Annotated in this window: 13 protein-coding genes; 4 read left to right on the top strand and 9 right to left on the bottom strand. The window is 62.2% G+C overall.

The annotated features are described in order from the left end of the window. Window positions 1-4: 4 nt before the first annotated feature. Window positions 5-1,522 carry an efflux transporter outer membrane subunit gene (locus FFS45_RS01890; RefSeq protein ID WP_137952966.1) on the top strand — a complete coding sequence of 506 codons (1,518 nt, stop codon included), beginning with the start codon at window positions 5-7 and terminating at the stop codon, window positions 1,520-1,522. Here FFS45_RS01890 and FFS45_RS01885 read toward each other — a convergent pair. Continuing rightward, window positions 1,519-1,770 (bottom strand): H-NS family nucleoid-associated regulatory protein, encoded by a 252-nt coding sequence (locus FFS45_RS01885; protein ID WP_137952965.1) that lies wholly within the window; start codon window positions 1,768-1,770, stop codon window positions 1,519-1,521. The genes FFS45_RS01890 and FFS45_RS01885 overlap by 4 nt on opposite strands. Window positions 1,771-1,809: 39 nt before the next feature. Then, a complete protein-coding gene (locus FFS45_RS01880; protein ID WP_137952964.1) occupies window positions 1,810-2,049 on the bottom strand; it encodes a hypothetical protein in 240 nt (79 codons plus the stop codon). A gap of 403 nt (window positions 2,050-2,452) precedes the next feature. Here FFS45_RS01880 and FFS45_RS01875 point away from each other — a divergent pair, with 403 nt between their 5' ends. After that, window positions 2,453-3,292, top strand: coding sequence for an AraC family transcriptional regulator (locus FFS45_RS01875; RefSeq protein WP_137952963.1), 840 nt, complete (start codon window positions 2,453-2,455; stop codon window positions 3,290-3,292). Window positions 3,293-3,325: 33 nt separating this feature from the next. On the opposite strand, the gene FFS45_RS01870 is transcribed toward FFS45_RS01875, so the two are convergent. Beyond that, window positions 3,326-3,919: a LysE family translocator gene (locus tag FFS45_RS01870; RefSeq protein ID WP_137952962.1), complete on the bottom strand. Its 594-nt coding sequence runs from the start codon at window positions 3,917-3,919 to the stop codon at window positions 3,326-3,328. A gap of 209 nt (window positions 3,920-4,128) precedes the next feature. Between FFS45_RS01870 and FFS45_RS01865 the strand changes: the two genes are divergently transcribed. Next, the gene (locus tag FFS45_RS01865; protein WP_137952961.1) at window positions 4,129-4,926 is read left to right on the top strand and encodes an AraC family transcriptional regulator; all 798 of its coding nucleotides are present in this window, start codon (window positions 4,129-4,131) and stop codon (window positions 4,924-4,926) included. Between the two features lie 74 nt (window positions 4,927-5,000). Here FFS45_RS01865 and FFS45_RS01860 read toward each other — a convergent pair whose 3' ends face one another. The 6 genes from FFS45_RS01860 to FFS45_RS01835 form a co-directional block, all read right to left on the bottom strand. Next, window positions 5,001-5,924: an NAD(P)-dependent oxidoreductase gene (locus tag FFS45_RS01860; RefSeq protein WP_137952960.1), complete on the bottom strand. Its 924-nt coding sequence runs from the start codon at window positions 5,922-5,924 to the stop codon at window positions 5,001-5,003. Between the two features lie 164 nt (window positions 5,925-6,088). After that, complete coding sequence (locus FFS45_RS01855; protein ID WP_137952959.1) at window positions 6,089-6,790, bottom strand: O-methyltransferase; 702 nt, start codon at window positions 6,788-6,790, stop codon at window positions 6,089-6,091. Between the two features lie 25 nt (window positions 6,791-6,815). After that, the gene (lplT, locus tag FFS45_RS01850) at window positions 6,816-8,102 is read right to left on the bottom strand and encodes a lysophospholipid transporter LplT (protein ID WP_137952958.1); all 1,287 of its coding nucleotides are present in this window, start codon (window positions 8,100-8,102) and stop codon (window positions 6,816-6,818) included. 221 nt (window positions 8,103-8,323) lie between these two features. Continuing rightward, a complete protein-coding gene (locus FFS45_RS01845) occupies window positions 8,324-9,658 on the bottom strand; it encodes a DUF3443 family protein (RefSeq protein WP_137952957.1) in 1,335 nt (444 codons plus the stop codon). A 29-nt stretch (window positions 9,659-9,687) separates the two neighbouring features. Next, window positions 9,688-10,188: a DUF2844 domain-containing protein gene (locus FFS45_RS01840; RefSeq protein WP_137952956.1), complete on the bottom strand. Its 501-nt coding sequence runs from the start codon at window positions 10,186-10,188 to the stop codon at window positions 9,688-9,690. 228 nt (window positions 10,189-10,416) lie between these two features. Further along, window positions 10,417-11,667 carry a LysR substrate-binding domain-containing protein gene (locus FFS45_RS01835; RefSeq protein WP_137952955.1) on the bottom strand — a complete coding sequence of 417 codons (1,251 nt, stop codon included), beginning with the start codon at window positions 11,665-11,667 and terminating at the stop codon, window positions 10,417-10,419. A gap of 452 nt (window positions 11,668-12,119) precedes the next feature. Here FFS45_RS01835 and FFS45_RS01830 point away from each other — a divergent pair, with 452 nt between their 5' ends. Continuing rightward, a complete protein-coding gene (locus FFS45_RS01830; protein WP_249362550.1) occupies window positions 12,120-12,614 on the top strand; it encodes a DUF1440 domain-containing protein in 495 nt (164 codons plus the stop codon). The last annotated feature ends 13 nt before the right edge of the window (window positions 12,615-12,627 follow it).

Genomic DNA, 12,627 nt, shown 5'->3' with positions numbered 1-12,627 from the left:
CAACATGAAGCCATTCAACACTGCTCTGGGTCATGGCCTGGTTCCGCTCGCGGCTGCGCTGCTGCTGGCCGGCTGCACGGTGGGGCCGGACTACCACGGCGCGCCGCAGGCCGCACCGGTCGCGGCAAACGCCGCTGCGTTCAACCGGGCGCCGCAGGGAACGGTGGCGACGGCGCCCGTCGCCGCCGCGTGGTGGCGTGCGCTAAACGACCCGCAACTCGATGCGCTGGTCGACGCCGCGCTCAGGAACAGCCCGGACCTGCACGCCGCCGAGGCGCGCGTGCGGCAAGCGCGCGCCGGGCTTACGGCGCAGCAGCGCAACGAGCTGCCCAAAGTTCAGGCGAGCGCCGGGTACCTGCGCTCGCGTTCTCCCAATCTGGAGTCGCTCGAAGGCTCGGAAAGCGCAGCGTCGAGCGGCGGCGGGCCGATCGGGTTTTATCTCGCGGGTTTCGATGCAAGCTGGGAGCTCGATATTTTCGGCGGCACGCGACGGGCTATTGAGGCCGCTTCGGCGGAGGCGGACGCCTCGCAAGCGGATCTCGCGGATTCGCATGTACAGCTAGCTGCCGAAGTCGCCCAGGCGTATGTCGGCTTGCGCGACGAGCAGCAACGCGTGGCTATTGCGCATGAATCCGCGGATCTCGAAGCGCGCATTCTCACGCTTACCGAACAGCGGCGCGCGCGCGGCGTCGCCTCGGATCTCGACGTTGAGCGGATTCGCTCGCAGGTCGAGAACACCCTCGCGAGCATCATTCCGCTCGACGCCCAGGTCGATGAATCGCTCGACGAACTGGCCGTGCTGACGGGGCGCGAGCCCGGTGCGCTGGATGCCGAACTGGCCGCGCCGAAGCCGCTCCCCACCTTGCCGGCGAGCGTGGCCGTGGGTGACCCTGCGCGCTTGCTGCGTCAGCGTCCCGACATTCGCGCGGCCGAACGGCGGCTTGCCTCGCAGAACGCGCAGATCGGCGAGCATGAAGCGGACTGGTTTCCGAAGGTCACGCTATTTGGCGATCTGAGCTTTAGCGCGGCCGAGCCGGGACATCTGTTCCGCAAGAGCAACTACACATGGCTGGGCGTGCCGTACCTGCAATGGAACGTGCTCGATTTCGGCCGCACCCAGGCGAGCGTCGATCAGGCGAAGGCCGGGCGCGACGAGGCTGAGGCGAAGTATGAAAACACCGTGCTGGGTGCGCTGAAGGATGCGGATGTGGCGCTGTCGCGCTATGGGCACGAGCGCGAAAACGCGCTGAGCCTTCGCGAGGTGGAAGACTCGGCGACGCATGCTGCCGTGTTGACCGAGCAGCGCTATCGGGCAGGAACGACCACGGCGCTGGACTGGCTAGATGCCGAACGTACCCGCTATTCGGCGGAACAGAACCGGATTCAGAGCGACGCGCAGTTGATCAAGGACTACGTCGCGCTGCAGAAGAGTCTGGGCTTGGGGTGGGAGACGCCCGGGGAGACGTCCGCTGGATTGCCTGCGGGTACGTCAGCGGAGGTGCCAGCGGGTATGCCAGGTTAGCAGCGAAAATGCTCGATGCTCTGACCGGCGGCAACAGCCCGTTGCAACCACTCGGGCAGATCGCCGCGGCCGTTCCAGGTGTTGCCCCACGCGTCGCGGTAAACCACCGCCTCTTCCTCTTCGCGATCCGATTCGAGAGACTGCGCGAGGGCGGGTAAGGTAATACCGAACTCGTCCATACGATGGCGAATCCAGCGGATCAGACGCTCGCGAGCTTCGCCTTCAAGCCGTTCAATCGTGGTAGACATGATTCCTGATAAGCCGGAAACAATAGCGGGGCAGCCGGATCAGTTGGTGCGCTTCGGCTTGGGTGCGATCTTTCCGACAGCCGAGTCGAAATAATCCTGAGCCTCTGCGAGTTCGTCCAATGCCTGCTCGAGCTGGCGCAATGCCAGCGAATGCTCGATCTGCCGACTTTGCGGCATATCTTCTCCCCTCACCACGCGAAACGCAATATCTACTTGCCTGGTTGCACGAACAAATCGTTCGGCAGCACTTGCCTCGCGCGAATGTGCATGGGTCGACATGGGGTACCTCCACTCTTTAAATCAAACAGGATGGTTGTTGGCGGGGCCGTTATATGACCGCTATATGTCGCTGCGTTCCCGCTCAGGTATGGCGTGATGACGCGGCGAGTAGCGCGCCAGCCTGACATTGCCAATCCGGATGGATAGTGTGGCAGTCCCAGGCAACCTGCAGACTGTGACGATTACACCACTTTCGCTGGCGATACGCCAGGAGAAAAACCTGAGAACGGCAGCCGATTTCCATAGCTTGCCAGGAACCGCATTCGGGCGCCAGGGGATGTTGCGAAATTTCACAACGGGGCTGTTAACTTCGTTGGATTGGTGTTAACTTAATCGGTTCCATCCACACGTGTTCGTTTCGTCGTATCCTCGTTCTATTCCGAACGTTGGACAACGGCTGATCATGGCAAACGGCGTGAGCTTGACGAAGAACGAACCGACCGCACCGAGCTTCTGGCGCGACGACGCGTTGCCGTTTATCGAAGCGCGATCGATCGAGGACGGCCGCGGCGTTTGCTACGGCAAACATGCGCACGCTACGTTCTCAATCGGCGCTGTCACGGGCGGAGAGAGTACCTATCTGAACGGACGGACGGTGGAGCGCATCGGTGCGGGGGCGGTGGTGGTCATCAACCCGGAACAGGTTCACGCCTGCAATCCGCTCGACAACCGGCTCTGGGCATACCGCATGATTTACGCAGATGCGGTCTGGCTAGGCGAGCTTCAGCGCGATCTGGGTATGCACCAAGGCGGCGATTTTCATGCGTTTTCGACCACGCTGACGACATCACCGGCTCTTTATCACGGCTTGAACGGTTTATACGCCATACTCAGCGATGCGGACTCGGACACGCTGCAACGGCACAGCGCGGTTGTCGACTTCTTTGCGCAAGTGCACCGAATACTCAGTCGGGCGCCGGTCTTGAAGACCGCTGAAAACCGCAGGCTGGCGCGCGCTGCGGACTACATCAAAGACAATTGCCAGCGTTCTCTGCTGCTGGATGAAATCTGCGCCGCGGCGGATCTTTCCGCGTCCTATCTGATCCGCGCGTTCAAGCTTCGCTATGGCATGACGCCCCATGCGTATCTGATGAATAGCCGCGTTGAATATAGCCGCGCGCAACTGAGGCGTGGACGTGCAATTGCCGAGGTTGCCGCTGAAGCCGGCTTTGCCGATCAGGCCCATTTGCAGCGGACCTTCCGGAAATTCGTCGCGGCGACACCCGGTCAATATCGCGGGTGAATGCCGGGTTCGGAGAGCGCAATGCGCGCCGGCTCAGGCTTTGAGCAGGTACAGAGCGCTGCCGGCTAGCAGGAGCGCCATCACGCGATTGAACAGGCGTATCCGTACGGAATCGTTCAGGTAATGTCGCAGGCATGACCCCGCATAAGCCCAACACGCGATAGAGGCATAGCAGATCACAAAGTAGATGGCCGTGAAGTGCCAGACCTCGGTGCGCCCGCCGGTGGCCGCGTAGACGCCCATGCCGGCGACGCATGCGAGCCAGGCTTTGGGATTGAGCCATTGCATGGCTGCTCCGGATAGCAGGGATGGTGCTTGGCCTCGCTGGGCCTGGGCGTCTGCGAGCCTTCCGTCGTCTGTGGCCAGCTTGTAGGCCATGAAGAGCAGAAACGCCACGCCGGCCCATCGAATGAGCTCGGTGAGATGCGGCCGGTGGTTGAGCAGTTCGTGCAGACCGAAGCCTGTCAGCAGGAGCAGCAGCGTAAAGCCCAGGGTCGCGCCGGTGACGTGCCGCAGGCTTGCCCCGAGCCCGTATTGAGCGCCGGTGCTGAGCGCGACGATATTGACCGGCCCGGGAGAAATCGATGTAGCCAGCGAAAACGCTGCCATGGAGAGAATGACGCTCATCCGTTGCCCTCTGTTGATTGTTTCGGAATGCTCGAGCTCCGAAGGTAGCGGGCGGCAGCGTGATGCGTATTGAACAAAACTATCCTTTTGTGGCTTTGCAGGCGACCAGGCGGACGAATTCCCTGCCAGACACCCGCTCGCGTCGAGTGCTAAGATTGCCCGGCAAGCCAGAGCCGCCGCCTCAAACGGCACAGCAAGGATGAAACGACATGGCCGCAGGAGACCGCATCAGGAATGGCATCGGTGCAGAGGGCATCGAGCGCATGGAAGCGAGCTTCCATGGCCGGCCGTTTTCGCCGCATCGTCACGACACGTATGCAATCGGCCTGACGATCTCCGGCGTGCAGACCTTCAATTTCAGAGGGCAACGTTGGCACTGCCTGCCAGGCGAATGCCATATTCTTCATCCCGACGAAACGCACGACGGCAGCGCCGGAACCGAAGAAGGTTTCAGCTACAGAATGGTGTACGTCGATCCGGCGCTGGTTCAGCAGGCGCTGCATGGTCAGCCGCTGCCGTTCGTTGCAAATCCGGTGGTCGATGCGCGTCGTCTGGCCGCTCTCGACGTGACCGATGTCTGGGACATCGACGAGGATATCGACGATCTTGCCCGCGTCGATCTGATAGCGTCGCTGGCCAGGTTACTCGTGCATGCTTCAGCCGATCCGCAGAAGAAGCCCGCTCCGCTCGCGCTCGAGCGTCTCGTGCAAGTGCGGGATCTGCTCGCCGGCACGCCGGCCGTGCGTCATTCGATGGACGAGCTTGAACGCGTGGCGGGTCTTGACCGCTGGGCGTTGGCGCGGCAGTTTCGCGCTGCTTTTGGAACCAGCCCGAGCCACTTTCGGACCCACCGTCAACTGGATCAACTGCGCCGCGCGGTGAAGGGCGGCGCGAGTCTCAGGGACGCCGCGCTCGATGCGGGCTTCGCCGATCAAAGTCATATGTCGCGGCAGTTCAAGCGTGCCTATGGCCTTACGCCGGCGAAATGGGCCGAGGCGCTAGGCTAGCCGCTCATAGCCGCTCATAGCCGCTCGCGCCGCTCACGCCGGACCCGGACGGAGGCTCTGGAACGCGAAGCCGGTTACGCGCCGGATTCGGTTCTGGCCTCGATTGCGTGGACCACAGCCGCCATATCCTCGTGGCCGTGTCCGAGCGCCAGCGTCTCACCGAACAGCGCATAGCAGACGTCGAGAAGCGGCGACGCGATTTTGGCCTCACGCGCGGCTTCGGCAATCAGCCGGTTGTTCTTTAGCACATCGGTGATAGAGGCCTGCACATCGAAATCGCGCGTCACCAGTTTGAGGACTTTGACGCGCGAGATGCTGCTTGCCATCTGACCCGCGTCGACGACGGCGCGAAACTGCTGCATATCCAGGCCGCTTTGCTGCGCGAAATGCGCTGCCTCCGCGAGGCCGGTGACCGTGGTGATCAGAAACACGTTGACCGCGAGCTTCATCAGCAGTCCGCTCGGAACGGCGCCGCACACAATCGTCTCGTGGCACATGGGTTTAAGCAGGGGACGCACACGCTCGATGGCGGCGGGATCACCGGCAAGCATCGCAACAAGCTGTCCGGCCTCGGCAGGCTTGCGCGAGCCGGAGACCGGGGCTTCCACATAGCTTCCGCCGGCTTCGCGAATCGCGGCTTCGAGGCCACGCGAATATTCGGGCGAAGTGGTCCCCATGTGGACGATGGTGCGCTGTGCGACGTTGTCGCCGAACGCCGGCGTGCCGCGGCCGAGTACGGCGTCGATTGCCTCGCCGGTGGCCAGCATCAGGATTACCACAGGGGCTTGCCGGAGCACCTCCGCAGGGTGGCTGGCAAGCGTCGCTCCCGCCGCGCGCAACGGTTCGCTGCGCTCGCCCGAGCGGTTCCATACGATCAGTCTGGTACCCGCGCGAGCCAGATTGAGCGCCATGGGCTGTCCCATGACGCCAAGACCGATAAAGCCAATGTCCATGTCTTTCTCCATCCTTTGCTGAAGCCGCTGCCTGCGATGAGGCATCAACCCGGGATGGTAGGCCCGGCGGCGGGAGTTGTCTTGAACGATTGTGCAAGTGCCGGGCGGCTCAGGACGCCACGGCGGCTGTGCCCCGCGTCCTCACCCCGGTCCTTGATCCTTGTTCGCCCCGATCACCGTTTGCGACGCAGGATTGCCGGGGTCCACGGTCAGCGCGACGTACGAGAGTCCGTAATGCCCGGCGGCGCCGAAACGATCGTAATCGAAAAACCATCCCAACCTTTCGCGCCCACCGTTTGCACCGCCGTCGTATCCGTTTCCGGGTTAGCGGCAAGCATGTCGAAAAACTCGCGCACACCGATAACGTCGGGCTCGTCGTTGGCCATGTCGGCTACCTTGCCGTTACGTACGACGTTGTCTGCGACGATAACCGTGCCTGGCCGCGATAGCTGCAATGTGAGCCGCAGGTACTCTGGGTAGCTGACCTTGTCCGCATCGAGAAAGATGAAATCGAACGGCGGCGTCTTGCTGGCAATCATCTGTTCGAGGCTTTCCGCGGCCAGCCCGGTGATCACTGAAACCTTGCTGGCGAGGCCCGCCACGGCAATATTTTTCCTCGCCACGTCGGCGGTGTCCGGATCGGCTTCGAGCGAGATGAGCGAGCCGCCTTCGGGCAGCGCGCGAGCGAGCCAGATGGCGCTATATCCGCCCAGTGTGCCGAGTTCCAGAATCCTGCGCGCACCGTGGATTCTCGCCAGCAGGTGCAGAAACTTGCCCTGGTTGGGCGCCACGTTGATTGCACGCAAGCCGGCCCGCGAACTGGCTTGCAGCGCTGCGTCGAGCGCCGCGTCGGACTTGACCAGTCCGCGCGAAAAGTAGTCGTCTACCGCGTTCCACGTTTCGGTCGTCATCGTATTCTCCGTCCTTGGGATCTCTTCAAAGCATGGCCTGATCGCGCAACTGATTCGCCCGATGCCGCCGCATGATCAATAACATCACGCCGATCACAAACGAGCTGAAAATGACAATGATCGTCGTGATGGGAATGTGAAACCACACGAGCACCGTGTACAGGCACAGGGTAACGAGGATCGACAGATTCTCGTTGAAGTTCTGCACGGCGATCGAATGTCCAGCCGAAAGGAGGACATGCCCGCGGTGTTGCAGCACGGCGTTCATCGGCACGACAAAGAACCCGGATAGCGCGCCGATGAACGCAAGGAACAGGCACGCTACCGCAATATAGGCCGGTATATGCAAGTGGCCGATGTGGATGACCCATGCAACGGGGAACAGATCACGCGAGAAGAAAGCCATGAGCAGGATTGCTGCGCCAATCGCCAGCCCCACGGGTAGCGTATTTAACGCCCGTCGAAGCGGAATTTTCGCTGCCGCGACAACCGCGCCGATTGCGACGCCGATCGCGACAAACGCCTGCAATATCGAAGCCTGCGAGAGCGACAACCCGAGCGAGTGCTGAGCCCATTGCAGGACGATGAACTGCAATGTCTGCGCGGCACCCCACAGCAAGGTGGTCACCGCGAGGGATATCTGTCCAATCCGGTCCTTCCACAGCACCGTAAAACAGTTGGCAAAATCCTGCACGAGGCGAATGGGACCGTGTTGCTGCGGGGGGTAACGAACGCCGGTGTCCGGAATGCGCAGATTGAAGAGGGCGGCAATCGCATAGATTGCCGTAATAAAGACGATCGCCAGCCTCGCCGCATGGTCCGCAAACGGCAGCGCCTTGTGCAGCAGGTGATGCACGATATGCGGACTGATCAGGATGCCGCCGCACACGGTGCCGAGGACGATCGACAACACCGTGGTGCCTTCCATCCAGCCGTTGGCGGCGACCAGTTTGTCGGGTGGTAGCAGCTCGGTAAGAATGCCGTATTTGGCCGGGGAGTAGGCGGCCGCGCCCAGACCCACGACGCCATATGAGATCAGCGGCGGAATGCCCGCCAGCATAGCGAGGCAACCCGCTGCCTTGACCAGATTGGTGCCGAACATGACGCGGCCTTTAGGGAAGGCATCGGCGAACGCGCCCACGAATGCCGCCAGCGCGACATAGGACAGCACAAAGAACAGCTTCAGAACGGGAGTCATCCACGGCGGCGCATGCTGCTCCGCTAACAGGGCAATGGCCGCGATCAGCAACGCGTTATCGGCAAGCGATGAGAAGAACTGCGCGGCAATGATCGTGTAAAAACCTCGTTTCATGCGCGTCCGGCGTCAGAGAACCTGATGCTGCTGATGGAGGGAGCGGTGGAGTTTTTACTCCGGAGAATACCGGAGAATGTTAAATCCTTTGACCATAATACCGCATGCAATACGATTGATTGCGAGCGCCCGATCATCCGTAGCGCCGCGCGTTGGCGAATCCCGCTGGACCCGCCAACGCGCAGCGTTAAATCATCAATCCATCAAACGCGACTCAGTTCTCAGTTCGAAACATAAGCGACGTAAGGCCCGGTACCGCCGCCCGTGGAGGTGCGACCCTGGAAGCCGTAATACACATGCCGTCCGTAAAAGGCCGGCAGGCCGAAGTCGAGCGCACCTGTTGCGTACACGCCGAGGTCGTTGAACGCGTTGTTGCCCGACGTACTCAGCGTGTTCCCGTTTGCAATGTTGAAGCCGAGCGTCACAGTGCTCGAACCGCTGGCGTTTAGCGTAGCAGTGCGGCCCTGCGTGGTGGTCGGTATATAGAGCAGACTGCTGCCGTCGTGAGGAATCGACGTATCCTGGAGGAACAGGGCGGTCGATCCCGAATCGAAGTACGCTTCGTTGGTGTACGTGGTGCCGTTGTAGGCCGCCGTGAAGTTGCCGCCGGCCGCGTTGGGGAATAGCGTTGCGCCCGCACCCGATAGCGTGTTGTTGCTCTGCGTATCGATGCCGAACACCAGGGTGCCGCTCCCTGTCGCGCTGCCGCTGTCGGCGACCTGCGCCATTTCCAGGATCACGCCGTTGTTGTCCTGCGCCAGCATCGCGGCGGGGTTGGCCACCTGCTGGTTGACGGGCACCGTCGTGACGGCGCCGGCGTTCGTGTAATACACACCGGATACCAGCCCCAGTGCGCACGGGGTCCCGCAGTCCTGCAGATTCACACCAATGCCCATGATGCCGTTTCCGCCGAGCGCGGCCGGTGTTGTCAGCGCGGTGCCGGACTTGCAGGTGTTCGGTACGGCGGTGGTCAGTGACGGGTCTTGCAACACGTGAATCGGCACTGCGGTTGCGGTTTCTCCGGACAGTTTGATGTCCGCGAGGTGCACCGTGCCCCAGCCGTAAGCGCTGGTAAAGCCGGCACATTCGGCGAGCGTCTGGTTGGACGAATCCGGCACCGCTGCGAGCGTATTGAATGTCGCATCCGGAATGACCGAGCGGAACAGGCGCAGCCCGTACGAACCGGTATCGACGATCGCATTCGGAATGGTCGTGCAGTTACCCGAGGCCCCCGTGTTGCTGCCGCAGATCGTGACGCTGACCATGGGCTGATTATGGATGCCGGTGCCCGACACCGAGACCGCCAGTGTGTTGGTGAGGCCGGCAGTCGTCGGCACGGCGGTTGCGTCCGCTGCCAGCACGTTGGTTGACGAGGTGCTGGAGTTCGTGCCGTTGGTGTTCGTGGTAGTGCTCGAACCGGTCGACGACGTGGTGCTGCTCGCTGGGGTAGCCGATACAGCGGTGCTTGCCGGTGCGTCGCTGCCTCCGCCTCCGCCGCCGCAGGCAGCCATGGAGAGTCCGAGCGTCGCGGCGATGATCCACGCGATTTGGCGCATAGTGTTTCCTCGATATTTTTATTGGTTGCTTATTTGATGTCGTCGGCGCTTACGCCCTGCGGCAATGCCTGGGGCAAATAGGCGCGCCCGTGGAACGCGCCCATGTGACCGCCACTTTCGACTACCAGCGCCGACTGACGAACTGCCGCCGGCCCATAGCCGCCGCCGTTCGCGGCATGCGCTGCGGAGAGACCCTGCACGTAGGTCGGAAAGTAGTCGCCGAGCAGCGTTTGCAGCGGCGCTAGCGTTGGGCCTTGCCAGCTCAGCGCGAACACGGTGTTGTTGGCCGTCACGTATTCGTTGACGACGGTGCCCGAGGCGAGCGTGGTCTGGTTGACGGTGTAGCCCCCTGCGCTACTGCTCGCGCCTTGCGCGAGCCGCGCGGTGGCGCTGCTTGCGGCGTTACCGGCGTTAGAGATGACGGCGTATGTCGGGCTGCTGCCCAGTGCCGCATGAGCCGGCGTGAGCGCGGCGAGATCCGTGGCGAACACGGCGAAAGCTACGAGCGTTCGAAGTTTAATTATTGGCATTTTGTTTATCGGTGTGTTTGGAGCATGTGTGTGGGCAACCACAACGCAATCGTCGTAGCTACCCACAGTCGATCATACTGACTGCGCCGTCGATTGATCCGATGAATAGCGACAAGGATCGGGCCTTATTACCGAAATCGGGAATGAAGGGGCGATGGAGTTTTGGCCGCAATGAGATGCCGGGCGAACGCTATGGCCGCCTGTAACGGCATCCGTCTGTGGCGAGGCTCATTTGCGATCGGCGCTTCGCACTGCCCGCGGGACGTTGGAGACCGAGAGCCGGATTGCGTCGATAAGTGCACGCGCAGCGGGCGAAGGCGTCCCCTCGGCGCGAACCGTGAGCCCGATGTCGCGCTGGGTGTTATGCAGCGCAATGTCGAGAACCGCGAGCTGGCCGGATTCGCACTCGTGGTACAGCTGCTGCGCGGACAGCGCCGCCACCATGTCGGTCCCTAGCAGCAGGCCGCGAATCACGGCAAGGTCGGCCGTTTCGACGGTAGGCATGGGCGGCCTCAGCTTCAAACGGCGGAACTGCGATTCGAAGAGTGCGCGTGCCGGGGCGTGGCTGCGCGGCAGTATCCATTGCGCATCGCGCAGGTCCGCAATGGTCAGCCGCCTTGCCGCTGCCAGAGGGTGATCCCGGCGCACCAGCACCACCATCTCCTCCGACATCAGGCGCTCGTTCTGAAGACCACTCGCCGCATCGTTGCTACGCAGCGCGCCCAGAATAAAGTCGATGTCGCCTGCACGCAGCCCCGCGACGAGCGTTTCGTAGGCACTCTCGTCCGTTACCACGCGCACGCCGGGATGCTGCGCGGTCATCCGCGCAATCGCATTCGGAAGAATCAGTGTCCTGCCAAGCGGAAGCGCGCCGACCGTTACCGCGCCCTGGATGCTGCCGTGCAACGCGGCGATATCGTCCGGCACATGCCGCAACTCGTTCAATGCACGGCGTACATGCAGCAGGAAGGTTTCACCTTCGGTGGTCAGCAGAATGCCGCGCGGGTTTCGATGGAACAGGCGCAGCCCCGAGCCGCTTTCGAGGACCCGGATGGCGCTGCTCACGGCCGGCTGGCTGATGCCGAACGTGCTGGCAGCCGTCGGCATGTGCCGATGACGTGCGAGCGCGACGAACAACTGGAGCCGGCGTGCATTCAGCAGATAGGCCGGCAGTGTGCCTTCCGCGAGGGCGCGTCGCCGGACTTGCCGCACGGCACACCACCGCGCGAGCTCTTCGAGTTCGGCAAAGATCCGCTCGCAACGCTCGAGCACGGCACGGCCGACTGGCGTCGGCAACATCCCCGACGGTTTGCGCTCGAAGAGCTGTTCGCCGAGTGCGGCTTCCAGTTCCTGCACCGAGCGCGTGACGGCGGATTGAGCCCGAAACAGTGCCGAGGCTGCGCGCGTCGCGCTGCCCGTATCGGCAACGAGCTTGAAGGCACGCAGATGGGCGAGATTGAGAAGTTCGCTGTTGCTCACGGATGAGGTGCCGATGCGTGGAGTCCGATGACAGGGGCATGATTGACGCCGGCAGCCATGCCGCGCGCCGGCAATCAGATCGACCCGTTTCGTCTGGCGCAAGTATAGCCAGATGTTCACCGCCTCACCACGCGCGACTCGCGTCTTGCGACTTGGTACTTTCGCCATCTGATTTGTTTATGGGCTGCCCTGGTTCACCGCGTCTTGACTGCTTTGGCCCGGAAATCCGGGCTGACCGGGTCTTTGCGTTGATGGGCGTGGCTTCCCGAGTTTTCCAGCCTTGCAACGGTGATGAGAGCGGCGCCAAAGATCCCACGATAAGTGTGCTTTCCTGGCGTTAACCCGTACTTTCGCCAAGCAATGCGACTTGTTTATCTTTAGTCCGAGTATTCAAGGAGACAGACATGCGCAGCGGTCCTGGCACAAGCGGTAACGGATTCAACGGGAGTTGGATGTCGGACGCAACGGCAGAACCGGGCCGTCGGGCAATCATTCGGGCGGGCATCGCCGGAGGTTTGACAGGGGCTGTCTGCATCTGGATTTACGAGGCCCTTGTCTGGGTGGGCGCACAACACCTGATGCCGTTAGCCGGCATTCCGCGCAATGCCACGGGTCTGGTCTTTGGCAAGGCATTTCAGGAATCGATAGGTTTTTGGGCCTATGTGCTCGGCACTGGAATCCATTTCGCCTTCTCGATTGCGTGGGGCATCCTGTTCGCCGCGATCTGGCCTTACTTCCGCCAGCGCGGATATGAGGCAACGCTTGTGGCGCTGTTCTACGCGATCTTCGCCTGGATCGTAATGCACGTAGCCATCTCGATCGCCTCGGACAACCACCCCAATTACTACGATCCCGCGGTGATCATCGGCGGGTTCATGTCTCACTTCTGCTTCACGGTTCCGCTTGCTCTCATCGTGAAGAGGATGCTGGCTTCGCCTGCGCGGTGACGCATCGCATCGA

It is taken from the genome of Burkholderia sp. 4M9327F10 (assembly GCF_005503145.1).
Lineage (GTDB): Bacteria > Pseudomonadota > Gammaproteobacteria > Burkholderiales > Burkholderiaceae > Paraburkholderia.
The sequence above is the reverse complement of the archived record's forward strand: the minus strand, read 5'-3'. Positions and strand labels throughout refer to the sequence as shown.